General features: G+C 53.6%; 20 protein-coding genes. 8 read left to right on the forward strand and 12 right to left on the reverse strand.

Features of this window, described 5'->3' with window-relative positions; all coding sequences use genetic code 11:
- Positions 1–16: 16 nt before the first annotated feature.
- Positions 17–1030 carry an AraC family transcriptional regulator gene (locus tag AC2FNE_RS07275; protein ID WP_496805065.1) on the forward strand — a complete coding sequence of 338 codons (1014 nt, stop codon included), beginning with the start codon at positions 17–19 and terminating at the stop codon, positions 1028–1030.
- A gap of 69 nt (positions 1031–1099) precedes the next feature.
- Here the strand turns inward: AC2FNE_RS07275 and AC2FNE_RS07280 are convergent, their stop codons facing one another.
- From AC2FNE_RS07280 to AC2FNE_RS07310, 7 genes are all read right to left on the reverse strand, one after another.
- Positions 1100–1618, reverse strand: a complete 519-nt coding sequence (locus AC2FNE_RS07280) for a DUF5681 domain-containing protein (protein WP_170607038.1) — start codon at positions 1616–1618, stop codon at positions 1100–1102.
- 26 nt (positions 1619–1644) lie between these two features.
- On the reverse strand, positions 1645–3039 hold the full coding sequence (locus AC2FNE_RS07285; RefSeq protein WP_170607040.1) for a site-specific DNA-methyltransferase: 1395 nt from the start codon (positions 3037–3039) through the stop codon (positions 1645–1647).
- A gap of 67 nt (positions 3040–3106) precedes the next feature.
- Complete coding sequence (locus AC2FNE_RS07290) at positions 3107–3811, reverse strand: hypothetical protein (RefSeq protein WP_170607042.1); 705 nt, start codon at positions 3809–3811, stop codon at positions 3107–3109.
- A gap of 457 nt (positions 3812–4268) precedes the next feature.
- Positions 4269–4790 (reverse strand): DUF2478 domain-containing protein, encoded by a 522-nt coding sequence (locus AC2FNE_RS07295; RefSeq protein ID WP_170478789.1) that lies wholly within the window; start codon positions 4788–4790, stop codon positions 4269–4271.
- A gap of 577 nt (positions 4791–5367) precedes the next feature.
- Positions 5368–7434 carry an ABC transporter permease gene (locus AC2FNE_RS07300; protein ID WP_496805066.1) on the reverse strand — a complete coding sequence of 689 codons (2067 nt, stop codon included), beginning with the start codon at positions 7432–7434 and terminating at the stop codon, positions 5368–5370.
- The gene (locus AC2FNE_RS07305) at positions 7431–8483 is read right to left on the reverse strand and encodes a betaine/proline/choline family ABC transporter ATP-binding protein (RefSeq protein ID WP_170607048.1); all 1053 of its coding nucleotides are present in this window, start codon (positions 8481–8483) and stop codon (positions 7431–7433) included. Before AC2FNE_RS07305 ends, AC2FNE_RS07300 begins: the two co-directional genes overlap by 4 nt.
- A 10-nt stretch (positions 8484–8493) precedes the next feature.
- Positions 8494–9444, reverse strand: coding sequence for an ABC transporter substrate-binding protein (locus tag AC2FNE_RS07310; protein ID WP_170607050.1), 951 nt, complete (start codon positions 9442–9444; stop codon positions 8494–8496).
- A gap of 367 nt (positions 9445–9811) precedes the next feature.
- On the opposite strand from AC2FNE_RS07310, the gene AC2FNE_RS07315 reads away from it, so the two are divergent.
- Both AC2FNE_RS07315 and AC2FNE_RS07320 read left to right on the forward strand, forming a co-directional pair.
- On the forward strand, positions 9812–10474 hold the full coding sequence (locus tag AC2FNE_RS07315) for a DNA-3-methyladenine glycosylase I (protein WP_496805067.1): 663 nt from the start codon (positions 9812–9814) through the stop codon (positions 10472–10474).
- A 42-nt stretch (positions 10475–10516) separates the two neighbouring features.
- A complete protein-coding gene (locus AC2FNE_RS07320) occupies positions 10517–11203 on the forward strand; it encodes a hypothetical protein (RefSeq protein ID WP_170607054.1) in 687 nt (228 codons plus the stop codon).
- A gap of 2 nt (positions 11204–11205) precedes the next feature.
- Here the strand turns inward: AC2FNE_RS07320 and AC2FNE_RS07325 are convergent, their stop codons facing one another.
- Positions 11206–11616 carry a c-type cytochrome gene (locus AC2FNE_RS07325; protein WP_254442590.1) on the reverse strand — a complete coding sequence of 137 codons (411 nt, stop codon included), beginning with the start codon at positions 11614–11616 and terminating at the stop codon, positions 11206–11208.
- Positions 11617–11712: 96 nt separating this feature from the next.
- On the opposite strand from AC2FNE_RS07325, the gene AC2FNE_RS07330 reads away from it, so the two are divergent.
- The gene (locus AC2FNE_RS07330; protein WP_170607348.1) at positions 11713–12150 is read left to right on the forward strand and encodes a DMT family transporter; all 438 of its coding nucleotides are present in this window, start codon (positions 11713–11715) and stop codon (positions 12148–12150) included.
- Here the strand turns inward: AC2FNE_RS07330 and AC2FNE_RS07335 are convergent.
- Both AC2FNE_RS07335 and AC2FNE_RS07340 read right to left on the reverse strand, forming a co-directional pair.
- Positions 12134–12820: an ABC transporter ATP-binding protein gene (locus tag AC2FNE_RS07335; RefSeq protein ID WP_170478773.1), complete on the reverse strand. Its 687-nt coding sequence runs from the start codon at positions 12818–12820 to the stop codon at positions 12134–12136. The two genes, AC2FNE_RS07330 and AC2FNE_RS07335, sit on opposite strands and share 17 nt — an antisense overlap.
- A complete protein-coding gene (locus AC2FNE_RS07340) occupies positions 12813–14099 on the reverse strand; it encodes a lipoprotein-releasing ABC transporter permease subunit (RefSeq protein WP_496805068.1) in 1287 nt (428 codons plus the stop codon). The genes AC2FNE_RS07335 and AC2FNE_RS07340 overlap by 8 nt, the downstream gene beginning before the upstream one ends.
- Positions 14100–14482: 383 nt before the next feature.
- Here AC2FNE_RS07340 and AC2FNE_RS07345 point away from each other — a divergent pair, with 383 nt between their 5' ends.
- Positions 14483–14842 (forward strand): hypothetical protein, encoded by a 360-nt coding sequence (locus AC2FNE_RS07345; protein ID WP_170607058.1) that lies wholly within the window; start codon positions 14483–14485, stop codon positions 14840–14842.
- 29 nt (positions 14843–14871) lie between these two features.
- Here the strand turns inward: AC2FNE_RS07345 and proS are convergent, their stop codons facing one another.
- Positions 14872–16212: a proline--tRNA ligase gene (gene proS / locus AC2FNE_RS07350; RefSeq protein WP_496805069.1), complete on the reverse strand. Its 1341-nt coding sequence runs from the start codon at positions 16210–16212 to the stop codon at positions 14872–14874.
- Positions 16213–16555: 343 nt separating this feature from the next.
- On the opposite strand from proS, the gene AC2FNE_RS07355 reads away from it, so the two are divergent.
- The 3 genes from AC2FNE_RS07355 to AC2FNE_RS07365 are packed head-to-tail and all read left to right on the forward strand — an operon-like array spanning position 16556 to position 19913.
- Entirely contained in the window at positions 16556–17629 is a 1074-nt protein-coding gene (locus AC2FNE_RS07355; RefSeq protein ID WP_170607350.1) for an AI-2E family transporter, read from the forward strand.
- Positions 17630–18319, forward strand: coding sequence for a P-loop NTPase family protein (locus tag AC2FNE_RS07360; RefSeq protein ID WP_496805070.1), 690 nt, complete (start codon positions 17630–17632; stop codon positions 18317–18319). It abuts the gene before it with no gap.
- Between the two features lie 49 nt (positions 18320–18368).
- Positions 18369–19913: a Ppx/GppA family phosphatase gene (locus tag AC2FNE_RS07365; RefSeq protein ID WP_254448005.1), complete on the forward strand. Its 1545-nt coding sequence runs from the start codon at positions 18369–18371 to the stop codon at positions 19911–19913.
- Positions 19914–19925: 12 nt separating this feature from the next.
- Here AC2FNE_RS07365 and AC2FNE_RS07370 read toward each other — a convergent pair whose 3' ends face one another.
- A complete protein-coding gene (locus AC2FNE_RS07370; RefSeq protein WP_170478760.1) occupies positions 19926–20300 on the reverse strand; it encodes a hypothetical protein in 375 nt (124 codons plus the stop codon).
- Positions 20301–20331 lie beyond the last annotated feature (31 nt).

Raw genomic sequence — 20331 nt, forward strand, 5'->3', positions numbered from 1 at the left:
TTGGAACGCCCGCCGAATGACAAACGCCCCGCCTATGACTGTTGCCGAAGTGATGGGCAATATTCCGGAAATCGTTGGCGGCGCTTTGGGTTCGAAGCCACTTGCTCGCTGTTTCTCTGACGCTGGACTATCATCAGATATGCCATCTCAAGAAGGAAATTACATTCCGCAAATAGCCATTGACCGTTTCCTTCACAGCGCCGCGCGTCAATCCGGCGATGAGTTCTTCGGAGCCAATATTGCGAAGCATGTGTCGGTGAGAGATTATGGCGTTTGGGGAGACTACGTGTTGGAGGCACCAACCCTGTATTCGGCGCTGATACGGGCGACGAGCGTCATTCATCTCCACGCTGACAACGATACGCTGACACTGCAAAGACGCACAAACGCGCTGCGGTTCGAATATGGGTTCGGGGAGCGCGGCGGCAAAGGTTACAATCAGATTGCTATGGCCTCGCTTGGGGCCCTCTTGAGCATTCCACGACATTACCTTGGCAAGGCGTGGCAACCGGTCTCCATCGGTCTGAATTTAGGGGACCGCCGTGCCGCCAAAGGCTTGGAGAGAAAATTCATGAGTCGAATGCGTACAAACGATACGGCCATAGCGATTGAAATAGCGAATGCCGATTTGCTGAAATCCAATCCAGTTGAAGACCTCGGAAAGACAACCCGTGAAGACGTGGTGCGAGCCTGCAGAGGAGGCCCTCCGAAAGGGATCGTCTCAATAGTTGAACAGCTCCTCCTGCAAAGGATGGGAACGGGCAGTACAAGGCTTGAAGACATGGCCAAAGCACTTGACGTAAGCACTAGGACTTTGCAGCGGCAGTTGGATCGCGAAGGTGTGGACTTCAGGTCGCTGTCGAGATCAGTACGTATGAGGCGCGCAGCAGAATTGCTCAAAGGGAGCGAATTGACGATCTCAGTGATTGCAAACCTGCTTGAATACTCAACGGCCAGCCATTTTGCACGTGCTTTCCGGCAGTCTTTCGGAGTCGCACCCGAGGAGTACCGCAGTCTTGGTGTTCAATAAGACGAGCGCCAACTTTGGGCTCATTACCGCCATTCGCTGCTCTGCGCCTTAACAGCCGCTTTTGTCCGTTTAGCCGACGTCTTCCTCAGATTCTTCGATGCCCAGAAATGCTGTAAACTGTCCGGGATAGTAGTGATTGAGGGTGGCACCCAATTTGAGCAATATGAGTTGTTGCTCATGGGACAGGCTATCATCGAAGTTCTTGAAGTTCGGATTATCCAACACCCATTCGTGCAGAAATCGTTCGTATTGGTGCCTGAGCTCGGCCAGTTCGGCATCCTTCTTTTCAAACAACCCCATCAAATAGCGTTGCTGCGAGACCCTGCCCTTCATCGCGCTCTCGAAGATCTTGTTCAAAAGCGCTGCCCGGCGATCCAGCGTCTCGGGCTGTCCGTTGACCATCAGCTCGACCTGCGTGTTGGCAAAGTGTTGAACATCGGACGGGCTGTAGTTCTTGAACCTCTTTTTGCGTGGTCGTCCTTTCGGATTTGGGCAATGACCCTTGCGCCAACGGCCGCGGGCGTCCCGGTTCAGATCTGCCGGTTTAGAGCCCACTTCGGGCCCGTTTTCATCTTCTTCAAGCATCATTAAACCTTTCGCTTGATGGTTGGATGTCAGCAGGCTGGCTCGGCGTCCGTCGCGGACGGTGCCTGCACCTCGGCCTCGTGTTCGGAAGCCTTTGTTGCATACCGCGTGCCCGTTTCAGCGCACCGCGCATGCTTGCCAGTCAAGTTTTGCCATCGACGGATGATTGTGTCGCAATATGCCGGGTCCAGCTCCAAGAGCCGAGCGCGACGGCCGGTCTTTTCGGCAGCGATCAGGGTCGTGCCTGACCCGCCAAAAGGATCCAGCACAATCTGACGCTGCTTGGAGCAGTCCTTGATGGCATCCGCAACCAGCGCAACAGGCTTGACGGTGGGATGCATGGCCAGGGCCGCGTCGCGGTCTTCGCCGAAGCTGTTAACGCCAGGGTATTCCCAGACATTGGTCCGGTAGCGACCAGTTTGGCCAAGCTCAAATGTATTGATGTGCGGCGCCGTCCCGCGCTTGAAGACAAAGACCAACTCATGTCGCGACCGATAGAATGTACCCATGCCACCGTTTGACTTGGCCCAGACACAGAGATTCTTGAGCTCGTCATAAACACTGTGCCCGGCCGCCAGGGTCTCGCCCATGTGCCGCCAATCCATGCAGATAAAATGGATCGAACCATCAGCGGAATGGGCCGCCATGTGCCCGAAGACGGTGGCCAGGAAGGCCTGGAACGCCTCTGATGACATCTCGCCCGATGCCATCGGGAACTCGCGATGCCGCGCCTTTCCAAGGCCAGACACATGCCCGGCAATGGGGACGTTGTAGGGCGGATCGGTAAAGATCAGTGAGGCGACATCGTCGCCGAGAAGCCGTTCATAGGAGGTAGGGCACGTCGCGTCCGCGCAAAGCAGACGATGTGATCCAAGTTCCCAGAGATCGCCGACACGGGTGACAACGGCATCCTCCTCGGGCGCCGGCGGGATCTCGTCATCGCGCCCAGGATCAGCTGCCTGACCAGTCGCCTGCTCCTCGAGGATCAGATCCACCTCTGCAAGGTCGAAACCCGTCAACTCAACAGAGAAGTCTACGTCGATAAGCCCCTGGAGTTCGATCGCGAGGATTTCCCGGTCCCAACCGGCCTCTTCTGCGAGACGATTGTCCGCAAGGATGTAGGCACGCTTTTCTGCTTCGCTCAAATGCTCGACGCGCAGTGTGGGAACCTCTGTCCAGCCAAGAGATTTGGCCGCTTCAACGCGGCCGTGACCGGCGATGATCCCATTGTCCACATCGACAAGCACCGGGTTCACGAAGCCAAAGCGTTCGATCGACGCCGCGATCTTGCGGATTTGTCGCTTTGAATGCGTCCGTGCCTGCCTATCATGCGGCTTCAGGCGCGCGATTGGCAGTGTCGCTGTTCCCTTCAGGGCTCTGACGGGCGCCTCTGGATCGATTGTCTCAAGTCTAACAGCACTCATTTATTTAACCTCGATAGGGGTTGATTTGGGCTATACTTTGGGACCGGAATGGATCATTGCTCACGCCTTAAGCCTTTGGGCGCCCGCGCCGGATGCTTGGGGCTTGTTCGAGGAAGGCCGAGACTGCCTGGGCCGTTGCAGTCAGTTCCAGGACGGTGACGACCCGGCGGCGATTTGGCATCGCGTCGCTCAGAACTGCACTCAGCGCTTCGATCCCGTCGCAAAAGTCGGGCTCAAGGAACAGGGGCGTCTTTTGCGCACGGGCCCTGGCCTGCGGCACGATCTCCCGCAGCTCGATCTTACTCAAAACGACGAACTGGCGGGCATCCAGGTATCTCCTGCCGTCCGCTCCGAATGTCGGGCGGGAGGGGTCGACCTCGGGTTTATACCTTTGGCGGGCGTGAAGCGACGGGCGTTCAACAAGCCCAGGCAGGCGCGCCTCGAGCTCGGGCCGAAGGTATCGCATCAGAAAGACGATCTCTGATTGCTTGAACCCGGCATCGAGCAAGTCCAGTCCAATCGCCAAACAGAACACGTCGATCGAAGTATAGGCGGCTTCCGCACCACTCTCTTCCGGCGGCGCCACAAAGGACCATCGCACAGGCGGCGGATCCGAGGCCTCAGCAAAATCGTGCTCGCGATCCACATCAAGAAGACGTTTCACCCTTGTGCGGAAGACCTTTGGTACGTCGTCTGACGCACTACGCCCGACCGTGAAGCTCTTCCACAGCGCCCACTCGGCTTGTCCGCGACCGAAGGTTTGGTTTGACATTGGCGCACCCAAATCAACTTGACTTAGGGTCAAATTAATATTCGCGCCTCGACAAGTCAACCCCTATTGGGGTCATATTATGGCTTGCCGCTGAATCAACCGCGTGTACCGACCCTGATTTGCTCCTGATTTCCAAGCCCCCTACCCTGTAGATCACGTGTTTTACACGTGTTTCTGGCGTGTTTTCCAAAGTGCCCTGAATTCGACTAAACCACGGAAACCGTGGCACAATATCGGAGAACTCCGACAAAAGAGCTGATCCAAAACACCAAAAACCGTGAAAAACAGGTAAATCTGGCCAAAAACAGCGGAAGTGCCCAGTCTTTCCCGCGACCTTCGCTGAGACCGGTTCGCTCTGGACTGCGTCCACCACCATTTCACAACCTTAATATCCAAAAGTAATAGTTTCTTCAAAAACTTGATGGTTTGGTTTCATAAAGGCCGAGCAACACGCGCATCACGCGGCCGCGTTTCTCGTCCTATTGACACGTTCGAACCAGGCCACAATTGCGTCCACGTTAGGCTCAAGCGCTTGTGCTGCACCATCAGTAAAATCTTTGAACTTTTCCTCGTTCAAACCGTTTACTCCGACCAATACCGGAATGTCCTGAGCTAGGGCCTCACCAATCACAGGTCGAAATCCGCGACCGTCGGATTCATGTTTTCCAAACTTGTTGATTATCAACAACTGTGGACCATCCGACAGTGAAGCCGTTACATACCCGACAGCCTCCTCAAGAGCAGCTGGATCCAGACGACACCCCCGCGACATCGTGCCCAGCGATTGTGAAATGCGGATCGTCGCGCCATCGGGCAGAACCCGCAGGTCCATGTCGCATTTTGTGTCGTCCGCGCATTCGGTGTTTGTCTGCACTACTCCTGAAAGTTGGGCGCCCTGGGCCAATAGTCTTTCTGCCACAGCACTGAGCAGCCTGTCAGTTGCTCCGCGATCAGTAGTGGTCACATAGGCCAAGTGCATTTGGTTGTCCTCTTAGTGCAGCATTCCAGCAATCCAGATAGCACGCATAGGCGTGCTCGGCCACTCCCCCAAGCTAAAGCAAAGTCGTTCAACTGAAAAAAGGTTCGTGCAAACCCCAGAAAATGCAGTGGAAAAAGGCGGGCCAAGCAAGCTTTGGCTCTGGTCCAAAGTTGAGGTTTTCGCAGAGGAAGACACCGCCACTAGCATTCATTTCAACGACGCGTCGATGGTCGTTGGACATCTTGCCAAACAAATGCATCAGCTAACAAACCGAACAGAATAACAAACAATGAGCTTCTATTGATCAGAATGTTAGTGCGTGGTCACACTGTTACCGATGGGGGAAATAGTTTACATAGGGTATGCCGACCCATCACACCTACTAGCGATCCACGCGTCTGGTACCCGTTGGTACGATGCAGCTGAGCACATGGGTCACTATGGAAGCTAGCAAGTCGTCCCAACCTGCCGCGGTCATATAAGAACAGAATGAGGCTTAGTTCAGAGTACGGCGTTCAGGCAATCTTTGCACCAAATAACGTGCTTGGAAGGGCGGATTTATCGCCGGACCAAGCTCTCAAAGCCCAAGAGCCTGACGCCGTTCTTCAGCAAAACCCTGTACTATTCGGTCGGCCACCAGCGCTAGAATCGCCATCGCTGCGCCAGCCGATATCCCCAACCCGACATCCGCCTGGCCCAGCGCCAAATAGATTGACTGGCCCAACCCCGTGGTACCGATCAAAGCTGCAATAACCAACATGGCAAACGCGTATAGAATGGTCTGATTCAGCCCCAATAGGATCGTAGGCGCGGCATAGGGTGCTCTTACGTCGCGCATGATTTGCCAATCGGTTGCACCACTTGAAATGGCGGCCTCCATCATTTCGTCTGGCGTGTTGACCAACCCGTGGCGAGTATAGCGTATCATCGGCACAATCGCGTATGCGCAGATCGCCAGAAAAGCCGAGAATTCACCAATTTGAAATACCATGAGAACCGGAATCAGGAACACGAACAAAGGAATTGTTTGCAGCATATCGCAGATCGGACGGACAATCTTCCAGATGGGTTCCCACACCGCACAAGCCAGACCGATCAGACCGCCAAAAACCGCACAGAAGAAAACCGCCGCCCCGCTGAGGTAGAGCGACAACAGCGCCCTTTCCCACAAACCCGACACGAGGATCGTGCTTAGTAACGCAACCACCAATACCGCAAGACGCGAACCGCCAGCAACCCAACCAAGCGCTGCGGCACCGGTCAATACAAAGGGCCAAGGTAAGTTCGAAACACCGGTCTCGAGCATCCCAATCAGGATAAGCGCCAATAACCCACCTGTCAGATGACCGCGCCAAGCAAAAACCAATGCTATTACAGCTCCAAAGACATACAGGCCATAGCTCATCTGAGCGGTCCACTGAAAGCCCCAGGTAAACGGCAGCACGGCCTGATCCAAACCAATCCGAAGCGGTAACAGAACATAAAACAATGAGTTGTTTTTTAGAGCGTCCAGCCAAGGACCATTATTCTGGGTGAACGTCGTCAATCCATTATCCACCGCTTGCGCAACCGGATCCAAAAGGGTCAAATCTGCCGGATTTGGAAGCCTCGCCCAGAAAACGGCCGTGAACGCCGCTGCAAAAGCCAGCATTGCCCAACCGACCTTTTGGTCGTACCGCTTACGCTCGGTCGCAAGGGTTCCACTCATCCGGTCGATTACCACCGCAAAAACTACAATGACCAAACCGGCCAGTAGCGACTCGCCGAACTGAGCCTTGCGCATGGTCAGCAGAACCTCCCAACCAATGTCGTTGAAGCCGCCAATCACGGCGGCAATAATCACCATCGAGAGTGCGGCCATCAGACATTGGTTCACGCCGACCATAATCTGAGTTGCAGCGGCGGGGATTTCGACCTGAAACAGCTGTTGGAAGCGTGTGCCACCTGACATAATGGCGGCTTCTTTTATTTCCGGATCAACTCGCTCGAGCCCAAGCATTACATTGCGAGCCATAGGAGGTGCAGCATATATGGCTGAAGCGATTAATCCGACAACCGGCCCGAATCCGAACAGTAATAAAAGCGGTGTCAGATAGGCAAATGTCGGCACGGTTTGCATTACGTCCAGCACCGCCTGAACAAATGACTTCACCTTTGGCACCTCGTTAGCGAGAATCCCGATTGCTCCACCCAGTATCAATGCAACTGGAACTGAAACGGCCACCAATGCCAGTGTGTTCATGCTTTCGGCCCAATATCCTGACGCCAAAACAAAGCTGAGACCCAAAAAGCCAAGTGCAGCCATCGGCAAGCCACCCAAATACCAACCCATCGCGGTTACAAGGCCTATCAGAATGGGCCAAGGAGTGTTGCTCAACACGAAATTGGCCCAGTTCATCGGATACGCCATTACGTCGGAAAACAGACGTGCAAAAGGTTTGATTGCATTTAGCGACCAGTCGAGAAAATTCCCAACCCATTGTGTAGCCGGCAATTCCCAGGCGGCTGGCCACTGGATCAACCAAGGCGCAACTCCTTCCAGAACAAGACAAACTGCACCAACGATTACAGTGATCAATGCCGCCTTCGCTCCGGCCGTCAAACGCGCGGAATCTTGTGCTGGAACATCCGTCAAAACTGTCATGTTTCGTCCACTTGCAAAGCAGCGGCTAAATCAGACGGATGTACCGTACCAACAACTTTGCCGGTGTCATCCCTGACCGGAACGGGTTCGTAAAGTTCCATGCAGTGCGCCAACGCCGCGTCAAGCGTCATCGCTGTGGTCAAACCCGGATCATCGGGGCCCGTTTCACTGCCTCTGTCGCGCATAACTGACCCAACTTTGGCGTGTTGGCCCTTTGCCACGTCCTTGGAAAACTCACGCACATAGTCGTCTACTGGGCGCAGAACTATGTCTGATGGCGTACCAATTTGAACAATTTTTCCATCGCGCATGATGGCTATTCGGTCAGCCAGCTTTAGCGCTTCGGCGATGTCATGCGTTATGAAAACAATGGATTTTTTCAAGGTCGCCTGAATGCGCAGAAATTCATCCTGCAACTGGCGGCGGATCAGCGGGTCAAGCGCCGAAAAAGGCTCATCCAGAAACCAGATGTCTGGGTTCACAGCCAAAGAGCGCGCGATACCCACGCGCTGACGCTGACCACCAGAAAGCTGCCGAGGGAAACTATCTTCGCGCCCCTCGAGGCCGACGAGAGAAATGACTTCTTGAGCGCGGGCAAGACGTTCCTTGCGGCCCACACCCTGAACCCGCAGGGGATACGCTACGTTTTCGGCAACGGTCATGTGTGGAAACAAGCCAAAGTGTTGAAACACCATCCCCAGCTTTTTCCGCCGAAGATCGGTCAACGCCTTCTTCGAGGCGCCTACCACGTTTTCGCCTTCTACACGGATTTCGCCGCCTGTTCCCGGCAAAAGCTGCGAAATGCAACGGATAAGAGTGGATTTGCCCGAACCGCTGAGCCCCATGATGACGAACAACTCGCCGTCGCGGACTTCAAAGTTGGCATCTTGCACGGCGGGTATGAAACCTGCATCGCGCAGGTCAGTTGCGGCCTTATCGGCATCATCCCCTGACCGAGACAGCGCTTCGGTCAGGGCTTTTTCAGCGCCTTGGCCAAAAACCTGCCAGAGATTCCGGCAGGCAATAGCTGGCGTATTCGTGTCAGTCACTTAAGTGAACTCACTGCGTTGCCGCGTCTACGACCGGACGCCATTTATCTTCATTTTCGGCCATCCAAGCGGCAACAACCTCTTCGACGGATCCACCGTCAACGTCAATTGCACCCATCATAGGCTGCTGATCTTCGACTGCCAGTTGATAGTTCGACAGGATTTCATAAGCAGCTGGCCATTTGTCAGCCATTCCGCTCCAACCTGCTTTGAAAATGCGTGAAGGTGCGAAGTCACAGTCATTCACAGCATTAGGGTTCGGTCCCCACGCAGGATCATTAAAGCAGGCCTCTTCACCCACCGGCAGGTCGACGAACTGAACATCATATGCAGACATTGCCCAATGTGGTTGCCAAAAGGTAATCAGAAGGGGAGATTTCCGCTCGGTCGACGCGCGGAGTTCCGCGATCAATGCACCTTCGGAGCCCGCTGGAACAGCCTTGAAAGGCAGATCGAGCCCGGTCATGCGATCCGCACCTGGGGTACCCCAGTCAGCCGGATAGTCAACCAAACGACCGCCTGGCAGCGTGTCGGCAGTAGCAAAAACTTGCGCGCATTCCTTCAACGCTTCCCAAGCTGGCAGACCCGGGCAAAGTTCGGCTACATGCGCGGGATATGCGATGCCTTCCTTGGCATCCAGACCCAAATCACCCAGTTCAACAACGCCGCCTGCATCAACTTTTTTCGCATAATCGTCTGAAACGTTTGACGACCAGATTTCCATGGCGCCGTGGACTTCACCATCGGACATGGCCTGGTACATATTCATATAGCCCGCAGTAACATATTCGACGTTATATCCTGCAGCCTTGAGCATCTCACCCGCTACATGGGTCGAGATATGTTGACCGGTCCATTCATTGATCGCCAGTTTGATCGGTTCATCGACGGCGCCCATATCCGCTGCTGCAGCAGTGCTTGCCACAGTCATTGCCAAAAGGCCTACACCAAGTTTTTTCATGGAATATTCTCCCTGTCTTTTTTGATTGCCCCATGTGGCGAATTGTTCGCCCCAATGGCTTCACTTGCAGAAACTGTAAAGCAGAATGCACGAGTTAGTTCGGATGCAAAAGAGTGCACATAACAGTGTTATCGAATTTGTTGATCGATCAATCCAGCGAAACACCCCCACTCATAAGAACATCGCCCAAAGCTTCTGGTCAATTAACGGCGCTAGACTGCGGGAAATTGATTGACCAGTCAATTACAAAAGTGTGGGTCTGTGGTTCGATAAAACAAGCGACACCTTAGTTCCCGGGCTAAACAGGAAATAGGAACTTGAATACGTGAACAAAATGGCAACACTTGATGCAAGGAGGGTACGAGACATGCTTCATTTTGATGATATTTACAAACTGGCCGCAAACCATCACGGCGGCTCGGACGCATTGGAAAGTAAGTTAGACAAGCCAAAGCCCTTGGCCGAACTGGTCGCCATGCCGGACGACCGTTGGCTTGCAACAATTACAAAGACGATCTTTCAGGCTGGGTTCAACTGGAAAGTTATCGAATCCAAGTGGGACGGGTTCGAGACCGCGTTTGATGGGTTCGACGTGGGGCGCTGCGCCTTCATGGATGACGAAAAATTCGACGCGCTATTGCAAGATACGCGTATTGTACGCAACGGGATCAAGATAGAGGCGGTCCGTGATAACGCAGCCTTTCTGCTGGAACTGCGCCATGAAGGTGGGGTCGGTCAAGTACTGGGCGGCTGGCCGTCTACTGATTTCGCCGGATTGCTAGAGATGCTTGGCAAACGCGGATCGCGTTTGGGTGGAGCATCGGCGCAGTACGCGATGCGTTTTGCAGGACGTGACAGTTTCATTCTGTCCCGAGATGTGACGTCGCGACTGATTGCAGAAGGCGTGATTGACAAACCGGCGACTTCAAAAAAGGCGATGGCAGCAGTTCAGAGGGCTTTCAACTCGTGGATGGATCAGTCGGGTCGTTCGTTGACAGAAGTTAGCCGGGTTTTAGCTATGAGCCTTTGAAAACAGCTTGCAGCCCCTGCCTTGAGCATTACGGTCTAAGATATGGTGCGCCTCTTTCTAATTATTGTACTTTGTTTTTTCGCGTCCTGCGGTCGCCAACTGACCGAGCAGGAACGCGCATTTGCGAGCAACATCCAAGGAAATACGCTCGACTTGGACCGGGTTAGACTAGTCGAAGGTGCTCCGGTTGCCGCAGTCACCTATACCCGCAAGGCGCGGCCACGGCTGGCTTGTCGCGAACTTATACTTCCACCCGTTAAAACTGAGACCGTAACGGGCAGACCAGCGGCCGTCGCACTTTTTAACCGCGTGTATTTCACCAAGGACTGGTATCTGGACGATTACATGTCCAAATATCCCGAAAGAGTGAACTTGATCGCCGCGATGCTACTCGCACACGAATTGACACATGTCTGGCAGTGGCAAAATCGAGAAAAAACCGGGTATCATCCTTTGAGAGCCGCAGCGGAACATGGGCGCCAATCCGATCCCTATTTATTTGACCTCGATACATCCCCGGATTTCTTAGCATATGGCTACGAACAGCAAGGATCGATTGTCGAAGAATATGTATGCTGCCGTGCGCTTGACCCTGGTGCACCTCGCACACAGCGGTTGCACGACATGCTCCAACCGCATTTTGACCTCGCATCTCTGCCCAACGGGCGCAGAGAAAGCGACGTCCTGCTTCCGTGGGATGGCGCCGAGATCGAAGGAATTTGTCGCTGACTTTACTGCTGGCCTTGCAGTGTCTTGAGGTATGCAACTAGATCGGCAATCGGTTTGCTTGTCGGTATTGATTGCCCGGAGTCTGTTTTGATTGTAGCGTCCCGGCCCTCAAAAAACGGACCATAAACCGGCATTGGGCTACCATGGCTGACTAAGGGTTCTTGCCCGTCGATGCGCGCGACAACCCGCTCTGTGGGAAATTCACCGCCCGAAGTTACCAACTTTGTCAGATTGGTAGGTTGTATAACCAGCACTCCGGCCATTGGCCCATTTCCTATTGCGTCCAGCCCATGACAGGTCGCGCAATAGTTCATATAGATTTCTTCCCCAGATTCCACGTCTTGCGACCACGCTGGCACAGATATCGAAAGCGCTGCTGCTAAGGCAAAAATTTTACCCATCCAACCTGCCATAATTTCCTCCAACAAAATTAGACGAGTTCAAGCTTGCCCGACAGAGGCGATACCGCAATGATCCAGATCAACGAGATCAGCGCAGAGGTTCAACACATGGCACATTACGCGGCGATCATGCTAGCGGCTGGAATTGGTGTTCCAATTCTCGCTGCGCTGAACGCTACCCTTGGAAAAATGATCGGGTCGCCCAATGCGGCGGCTGTAATCCTGTTTGCCGTCGCACTTACCGCCTCTGTGATCGTTCTGCTCGTACTGCCAGCCGACCACGCATTCGCCAAGGCGGCAAAGGTTCCAAAACATCTGTTTCTGGGAGGTGTATTAGTTGCTTTCTACGTGCTGGCCATCACCCATGTCGCGCCTCATTTCGGGGTCGGAAACGCGGTGTTCCTAGTGTTGGTCGGACAATTAATCAGTACAGCTGTAATTGATCATTTCGGTTTATTTGGCGCCCAGGTAACGCCGCTCACTTGGATACGTGCAGGAGGTATTACCCTGATGACCATTGGCGTCGCGATCACACAGCTGGCTTAATAACTCCACTGTCCAAGCGTACCGTTCGGTCCATTCGCGCCGCAAGCTCAAGGTTGTGTGTTGCGATGAGGGCGGACAGGCCTGCTTCGTGTACAAGATTCATCAAGACATCAAAAACCTGATCGGAGGTTTCAGGATCAAGATTTCCGGTGGGTTCGTCCGCCAGCAATACACGCGGCTCGTTCGCCAGCGCGCGGCAGAACGCCACTCGCTGCTGTTCCCCACCCGACAGGGCGGCAGGGCGATGATTGGCCCGTTGGGCTATGCCTACCCGCTCCAACAGTTTCAGTGCGCGCTCATTCGCAGCCGTTTGTGCCACGCCATTGGCCAGTTGAGGCAGGACAATATTTTCAAGGGCTGTAAACTCTGGCAACAGGTGGTGGAACTGGTAAACGAATCCGACATCCTTACGCCTGATCGCTGTACGAGTGCGATCTCTTTTACCAGTCGCCTCTTGCCCGGCAATCTGAACCGTGCCCGTGTCCGGTACGTCCAGCAACCCTGCAATATGCAGCAAAGTGGATTTTCCGGCTCCGGATGGCGCTACCAGCGCAACCGCCTCTCCGGCACGCAGTTCCAGATCGGCTCCGCGCAATACCTCAATTTCGCCAGGTGTTCCTTTGAGATAGGTTTTGCTGAGACCCTGCAACCTTAGAGTGACATCATTCATAGCGCAGCGCCTCAACCGGATTTAGCCGAGCTGCGCGGCGGGCCGGGAAATATGTCACGAAAAAGGACAATCCAAGAGACAGGGCGACGGCCTTAAGCACATCTGAAAGATGCAGTTCGGCGGGCAACGCATAGATTCCTCGGATGGCAGGGTCCCATACACCACCGCCCATCGCATAGTTTACGAAAGAAAAGATAGGATCGATGTAAAGCGCAAAAAGACACCCGAGGACTACGCCCATCGCAGTACCGATAATTCCGGTGAACGCACCGCAGATAAAAAACACGCGCAGAACCGAGCCCTCGCTCAATCCTATGGTTCGTAATATGCCAATGTCCCGCCCCTTGTTTTTTACCAACATAATGAGCCCCGACACGATGTTCATCGCGGCGATCAAAACGAGGATCGACAAAATGATGAACATCACATTGTCTTCGACCTCAAGCGCCCTGAGAAATCCACCCGAAGCATCTTGCCAGGTCCATACCTGTGATCGGCCTCCTGCGGCCTCGAGGATCGGTATCAGCACAGGGTTCATGTTCTCTGGCTGTTCCACCATGACCTCAATCTCGTCCGCGGCGCCTTCGCGGTTAAAAAAGCTCTGCGCCTCTTCAAACGGCATGTAAAGCCGTGTCCGGTCGATGTCATAACGACCAGAAGAAAACACATAGACCACGTCGTATGCATTTACCCGCGGGGATGTTCCAAAAGCCGTCTTCACCCCATTGGGCGAGGTCATCTTGATTTTGTCGCCGACCGTTACACCAATTGCACGTGCCACGCCCGAGCCGATCGCTACTCCTTCTGCAAACTGTGAAAGATCACCAACGGCCTTGTCACCGTCAGCAATTCCAGGCAGCTCAAGCAGGTCGTCAGGACGAATACCGAACACTTCGACGCCGGTACTTCGTTCGCGGTTTGTTAAAAGTACTTGCCCTTTGACCAACGGCGCTGTGCGCGCAACACCCGAAACCTGTGCGATCCGTGCCGCCATGTCGTCATAGTCGGCGATGGTCCGGTCAACACGACCCTGTGCATCGATTTCCCCGGACGAGTAGACTGTCACATGCGCATTCGCACCCAAAATCGTGCCCACGAACTCGGAACGAAACCCCGACCGCACCGCCAGCGTTGCGATTAAGGCAAATACTGCCAAAGTAATACCGATCAGCGAAATCCAGGTCATTACGCTTACACCACCCTCAGCGCGGCGGGCGCGAAGATATCGCCAAGCAATTTTCCACTCGAAAGGCGCAAAAGGAGGAGGGGTTTTGGTCATTCAGGCTCCGGGCGTTTTATGCTGTGGCGACCCTTTCGGCAATTTATCGGATGGTCAAGCCGATCATCATTTATTGGCAATCTATTTTACGTTCTCAGGCTCATAACCTCAGCCGAATCTATTGTGAAACGAATCAACTTTAAGCTTCATCGCCGCCGCTCTATCCATTGGCGAGAAACTGCCGGAAAAAATATACTCCAAGTTGTGACCCCCTTCACAGACAAGGACTTATTGTTTCAGTAATGAAGTTAATGCGCGCAATTCGCGAGGTACTGAATTCTAAATGCAACATTAACTGAGCAATTTTATTCCACGTTTTGCTTATTTTCCGAAACTTTGACACCCTTTCATGGGGGAACACATTTTCAGAGCGGGGGTCGCTCATGAGTATTCAAGAAAACGTAGGGGGGAAGGGCCCGATACTGGCCCGAAAATCAACAACAGAACTGGATTGCGAATCCGCAGCGTTGTTGCGTGCGGCCATTCGCCCAATATTTGACAGCGCGGCGAGTTGGGGAAATCTGGCGGACTTGCTGACCCAGAAGGGTTATCGGCTAGCGTTCCGTCAAGGAAGTCTTTGCGTAACCGATCGAACCACTGACGAACGCGTCTGCGGCCTACGATTTTTGGGGTTCGAATTCCGGGAGCTTGTTCGTCGCATGGGGCGCCCGATTGTCGTGGCTCGCGGCAGCGAAGCAGACGGTGACGTGTTGGCCGCGCGGCCAAAACAAAACGACACCTGACATTATTTATGAACTGAACCGCCCTAGCATCAGGCAATTTTTGCGTATATTTGACCAACCTTGGCTACTGCTGCCTCGGGGCTAAGCTCTTCGCTTTCACCGGTACGGCGGCTGGTTAGTTCGACGACACCGTTTTTCAATCCGCGCGGGCCCACGGTGATCCGCCAGGGCAAACCGATTAGATCCATCCTTGCGAATTTGCCCCCTGCCCTTTCATTGCGATCATCATACAACGGCTCCAACCCCAACGCGGTCAACGCGTCGTAGATCGATTCACAAGCAGTGTCTGCTTCATCATCACCTTGCTTCAGATTCACAATCCCACAATGAAATGGGGTCACGCCTTCTGGCCAGATTATACCTTTGTCGTCATGGCTCGCCTCGATAATTGCGCCGACCAAACGGCTAACACCAATCCCATGACTACCCATGTGGACCGGTAACGGCTTACCGTCCGGCCCCTGAACCGTCGCGCCCATCGCTTCAGAGTACTTGGTGCCAAAATAAAAGATCTGTCCCACTTCGATCCCTCGCGCAATCCGGCGGCGTTCCTCAGGGACCTCATTAAACAAGGCCTCATCATGAGTTTCATCTGTGCGAGCGTATTTCGAGGTAAACTCTTCCAATATTGCCTGACACTGATCACGAGAATCATAGTCGATCTCGCGGTCACCAAAAGTCAGGTCTGTGACTGCGCTGTCGTAGAAGACCTCGGACTCACCTGTGTCGGCCAGCACCAGAAATTCATGTGTATCGTCGCCGCCTATTGGGCCAGAATCGGCGCGCATCGGTATGGCCTGCAGGCCCATGCGTTCGTAAGTGCGCAAATAACTAACCAAATGGCGGTTGTATGCGTGCAGGGCATCCTCTTTCGTCAGATCAAAGTTGTAACCGTCTTTCATATAAAACTCACGGCCACGCATCACGCCGAAACGTGGACGTATTTCGTCGCGAAATTTCCACTGTATCTGGTAAAGAGTAAGAGGCAGATCTTTGTAACTACTGACATGTCCGCGGAAGATGTCCGTCACTAGTTCCTCGGCAGTGGGCGTATATAACATATCCCGGCCATGGCGATCCTGCATTCGCAACATTTCCTGACCATAGTCGTCATAGCGCCCTGACTCGCGCCACAGGTCAGCGGATTGCAAAATGGGCATCTGGATGGCGACATGACCGGCACGCGCCTGCTCTTCGTGTACAATATTTTCCAGTTTGCGCAGAACTTTGAAACCCAACGGCAACCAGGAATAAATACCGGCGGCGGCCTGTTTGATCATACCAGCGCGCAGCATCAACCGGTGGCTGACGATCTGGGCCTCGGACGGGTTTTCCTTGAGCACGGGCAGAAAGTATCGGCTGAGGCGCATTTTTTGACCTTCAAAGGTAAGAATTCGACTTCAACCGTGATTATGCCAAAGCTACGCCGGGGGCAATCGCGCTTCGGTCTTTTTTGAGACCGGACGTCAGTGGTCATTCGGTCAACTCGGTCGGGTGGTATTTCGAGTGGAATGAGAATTTCAGAATTGGAACATCGAAACTTCAGGGAAAGAAGACGCCATGTGGTTCCACTCGAGCTGGCAAGTCTGGGTGCCGGCGCCTTTTAGGGCCTATGCTGCTAAATTGCGATAAAACGCATGCGCCATGAACCTCTTGCATCATACACTCCATTGCGCCAAGAACGCCTCAGGCCCCGCAACAAAGGAACGCGCAATGGCTTTGCCGGTTAGGGATCAGCTTAGGTATTGGGGCATTGCGGCTATTGTTTTTGTGTTGCTGTTGTGGCTGTTGGGCGATGTCTTACTACCTTTCGTAATTGGTGGCGCAATCGCCTATTTTCTGGATCCGGTCGCTGACCGGCTTGAAAAATTGGGCCTGTCGCGCGTTGCGGCGACCGGTATAATTACTGTCGTCGGTGTGTTGGGGTTCGTCCTCATGATCCTTATGGTGGTCCCCGCCCTGATTACCCAGATGTTGGACCTGGTCGACGTTCTTCCCAGCCTTTTCAAAGAGCTTCGAGCCTTCATCGAAAAGCAGTTTCCATCGCTTTTAGATAGAGAGTCGAACACTCATCAAATGTTGGTTTCATTTGGAGAGACGCTTAAGTCGAAAACCGGGGACGTCTTGCAAACGGTGTTATCTTCGGTGGGCTCAGCTATCAATTTGTTGGTCCTTCTTGTCATCGTTCCCGTCGTAGCCGTTTACATGTTGCTCGACTGGGACCGTATGATAGCCAAAATTGGTGATTTGCTGCCCCGAGACCACGCACCCACGATAAAACGTCTGGCCCGCGAAATTGATGATGTTCTGGCGTCCTTTGTACGCGGAATGGGTACTGTTTGCCTAATTCTGGGAACATATTACGCCGTCGCACTCATGATAGTTGGATTACAATTTGGCCTGATTGTTGGGTTTATTGCTGGTTTGGTCACCTTTATCCCTTATCTGGGCGCATTAATCGGCGGCACACTGGCGATCGGATTAGCGCTGTTCCAATTTTGGGGCGATTGGGCGCATGTTGCTTTGGTCGCCGGTATTTTCATGGTTGGGCAAGTCACAGAAGGCAATTTCCTAACGCCAAAACTCGTCGGCCACTCGGTCGGCCTTCACCCGGTCTGGCTGTTGCTAGCTCTATCTGTATTCGGTGCATTGTTCGGTTTTGTCGGTATGCTGATCGCCGTACCGGTAGCCGCCGCTATCGGCGTTCTGGCAAGGTTTGGCACGACGCAATACTTAAGCAGCCGCCTATATACAGGCCTGGATGGGTCGGCGCAGGACAACGAATGAATGGCCACCCAACTTAGTTTTGATCTTCCATCGAAAACCGCCCTGGGGCGCGAAGATTTCTTTGTCTCACCCACCAACGCGCTTGCTGTGGCAATGATTTCAGCGACTTCCTGGCCTGGCAATAAGCTCGTACTAAGCGGCCCTGCTGGGTCCGGCAAGACACACTTGGCTCATGTCTGGGCAGCCGAGTCAGGCGGGCGGATCATTCCTTCTGTTGATTTAGTGAACGAAGATGTGCCCAATCTGGCACGCACCTCAATCGCAGTAGAAGATGTGCCCCAGATTTCCAGCGACCCTGAACGACAGAAAATATTGTTCCATCTGCATAATATGGTGCTTGCAGAAGGCAATGACCTGTTAATGACTGGCCGGCCTACGCCAAATCTGTGGGCGCTTTCGCTGGCGGACTTGCAAAGCCGGGTCGACGGCGCGCACCATGTTGCGCTTCAAGGCCCTGATGACGCGCTCTTAGGTGCCGTGTTGGCCAAACTTTTTGTAGATCGCCAACTGAACCCCAGTCCAGACGTAATCGCGTATCTCGTCAAGCATATGGACCGCAGTTTTGAAACTGCGTCCAAAGTGGTCGGTCTTATTGACGATCTGGCTCTCCGCGAAAAACGCGAGATCAACCGCGCTTTGGCAGTGCGGGTTCTTACCAATTTACGCTCCGAACTCAATTCATATGATTGACCGAAGTTTAACGATTTCGCATCCTGCTAAGCAAAGGAATGGGGAATTCATGGAACAGACCGGCGAGACTGACACCGCGGACTACGGCCCGTTTGGAAGGCCTTTGTTCGACGACCCCGGTGCAAGGGCGCTGGCCCGTGTTGGGGTTGTTGACGTTGGATCGAACTCTGTCCGAATGGTTATCTTTGATGGTGCCGCGCGTTCGCCTGCCTACTTCTTCAATGAAAAGGTCATGTGCGAACTTGGCGCTGGGCTTTCAGATACGGGTCGCCTGAACCCACTTGGACGGGAACGCGCACTTGCGGCGTTACATCGCTTTCAAGTTCTTGCGGACGATCTCGGCCTGCCCGCCTTACACTCTGTTGCCACCGCCGCCGTGCGAGAAGCCAAGGATGGCCCGGAATTCTGCGAAGAGGTCAAGTCCAAGACCGGCCTAAACATCAACGTCGTTGATGGCGAAGAAGAAGCGCGATTATCTGCCCAAGGTGTTTTGCTCGGCTGGCCTGGAGCGTACGGATTGATTTGCGATATTGGTGGTTCTTCGGTCGAATTGGCAGAAATTGGTGATGGTAAAGTTGGCCGCAGAATGACTTCGGCACTTGGCCCTCTAAAATTGCGCGACATCAAAGGCGGGCGACGAGCCAGAAAGGCGCATATCAAAGCAACTATGGAAGAAATGCGGGATCAGATGGGTCCGCAAAAGGACCGTCTGTTTCTTGTCGGCGGAAGTTGGCGGGCATTTGCTCGACTGGATATGTTGCGCCGGAATTACCCCCTGAATGTGCTGCATGAATACCGTATGAGTAACAAGGCGGTTCGCGATACGATTAAGTTCATTGAAAATGGCGACCCAGACAAGCTGCGCAGTCAGGCGGGTGTCTCAAGCTCGCGCATGGCATTAATGCCCTATGCGATGGACGTTCTTTCCCGGTTAATCCGGACATTCAAACCAAAAGACATTGCAATCTCAAGTTATGGCATTCGTGAAGGGTTGCTGTTCGAACAAATGCCGCGACGTGTTCGCGACCGCGATCCCCTGATCGAAGCGAGCCGGTTCGCCGAAGCCAAGGATGCCCGCCTGCCCGGATTTGGAAAGCACCTTTTCGACTTCGTGATGCCCCTGTTTAAATCAGCGCCACCCCAAAAAGTTCGCCTGATCAAGGCGGCTTGTCTGCTACACGACGTCAGCTGGCGGGCCCATCCCGATTACCGCGCAGAAGCGTGTTTCGAATATGTTACCCGAGCCAACATGAGTGGACTGAAACATTCGGAAAGAGTTTTCATTGGATTGGCTCTGCAACACCGTTATCGCAACAAGCGCGAAGGAAACCGCTTTGCCCCATTGTACGAATTGCTGGATGAGCGCGGACAAAATGAGGCTGAAATTTTGGGTAAAGCACTGAGGTTCGGTGCGATGCTATGGATGCAACCTGATGCAGCGATGGGAAAACTCCGGTTTTTCCCAAAAAAGCAAGAACTTGACCTGATACTCCCCAAATCCGCCGCGCCTTTGTTCAACGAAGTGGCTGAGGCTAGGTTCAAATCTCTGGCAAACGCCTTGAACTCCGATACACGCATAATCATGCAGGGTTGAACTTGTCAGAACTCAGATATCAGTGAATTCTTCCGTTGAAGGTTCTTGCGCCCTAGGAGGCTCAGGTTCCTCGGGCTGAGGTTTTTTTCGAATTATGATGTCGCCATTAGGCAGCATTTCGGGCGTCTCGTATAACCCCCAATCCTGAACCTGAGCAGCGAGTTCAGCAAGCGCTGGTCCCATTTCCTGAATAAATGTTTGCATCGCAGGCCCGAACTGATCGGCAAAGCCTAGCAATTCATCAAAAGAGGGCTCCATTTCCTGCCGCAAACCTTCCAGGAACATTTCAGCTCCGCGTTCCATAAGCGATTTGCCATTATTTTCCTGCGCCTTTGCAGGCAAAGCGGCAGTGACGCTCGCAACGCAGATCAATAGAATACGTGTCATGCTGGAAATATAGGACGCTGATACCTTTGTT

This window comes from Ruegeria sp. YKSD179 (assembly GCF_059612885.1).

What these genes read in the sequence shown, in the direction of transcription:
- AC2FNE_RS07290 (WP_170607042.1), bottom strand. Translation starts at nt 3,811, where the DNA reads ATGTCAAACCAAACCTTCGGTCGCGGACAAGCCGAGTGGGCGCTGTGG.
- AC2FNE_RS07310 (WP_170607050.1), bottom strand. Translation starts at nt 9,444, where the DNA reads ATGAAAAAACTTGGTGTAGGCCTTTTGGCAATGACTGTGGCAAGCACT.
- AC2FNE_RS07295 (WP_170478789.1), bottom strand. Translation starts at nt 4,790, where the DNA reads ATGCACTTGGCCTATGTGACCACTACTGATCGCGGAGCAACTGACAGG.
- AC2FNE_RS07340 (WP_496805068.1), bottom strand. Translation starts at nt 14,099, where the DNA reads ATGACCAAAACCCCTCCTCCTTTTGCGCCTTTCGAGTGGAAAATTGCT.
- AC2FNE_RS07360 (WP_496805070.1), top strand. Translation starts at nt 17,630, where the DNA reads ATGGCCACCCAACTTAGTTTTGATCTTCCATCGAAAACCGCCCTGGGG.
- AC2FNE_RS07325 (WP_254442590.1), bottom strand. Translation starts at nt 11,616, where the DNA reads ATGGCAGGTTGGATGGGTAAAATTTTTGCCTTAGCAGCAGCGCTTTCG.
- AC2FNE_RS07275 (WP_496805065.1), top strand. Translation starts at nt 17, where the DNA reads ATGACAAACGCCCCGCCTATGACTGTTGCCGAAGTGATGGGCAATATT.
- proS (WP_496805069.1), bottom strand. Translation starts at nt 16,212, where the DNA reads ATGCGCCTCAGCCGATACTTTCTGCCCGTGCTCAAGGAAAACCCGTCC.
- AC2FNE_RS07355 (WP_170607350.1), top strand. Translation starts at nt 16,556, where the DNA reads ATGGCTTTGCCGGTTAGGGATCAGCTTAGGTATTGGGGCATTGCGGCT.
- AC2FNE_RS07330 (WP_170607348.1), top strand. Translation starts at nt 11,713, where the DNA reads ATGGCACATTACGCGGCGATCATGCTAGCGGCTGGAATTGGTGTTCCA.
- AC2FNE_RS07300 (WP_496805066.1), bottom strand. Translation starts at nt 7,434, where the DNA reads ATGACAGTTTTGACGGATGTTCCAGCACAAGATTCCGCGCGTTTGACG.
- AC2FNE_RS07315 (WP_496805067.1), top strand. Translation starts at nt 9,812, where the DNA reads ATGCTTCATTTTGATGATATTTACAAACTGGCCGCAAACCATCACGGC.
- AC2FNE_RS07370 (WP_170478760.1), bottom strand. Translation starts at nt 20,300, where the DNA reads ATGACACGTATTCTATTGATCTGCGTTGCGAGCGTCACTGCCGCTTTG.
- AC2FNE_RS07335 (WP_170478773.1), bottom strand. Translation starts at nt 12,820, where the DNA reads ATGAATGATGTCACTCTAAGGTTGCAGGGTCTCAGCAAAACCTATCTC.
- AC2FNE_RS07365 (WP_254448005.1), top strand. Translation starts at nt 18,369, where the DNA reads ATGGAACAGACCGGCGAGACTGACACCGCGGACTACGGCCCGTTTGGA.
- AC2FNE_RS07285 (WP_170607040.1), bottom strand. Translation starts at nt 3,039, where the DNA reads ATGAGTGCTGTTAGACTTGAGACAATCGATCCAGAGGCGCCCGTCAGA.
- AC2FNE_RS07320 (WP_170607054.1), top strand. Translation starts at nt 10,517, where the DNA reads ATGGTGCGCCTCTTTCTAATTATTGTACTTTGTTTTTTCGCGTCCTGC.
- AC2FNE_RS07345 (WP_170607058.1), top strand. Translation starts at nt 14,483, where the DNA reads ATGAGTATTCAAGAAAACGTAGGGGGGAAGGGCCCGATACTGGCCCGA.
- AC2FNE_RS07280 (WP_170607038.1), bottom strand. Translation starts at nt 1,618, where the DNA reads ATGATGCTTGAAGAAGATGAAAACGGGCCCGAAGTGGGCTCTAAACCG.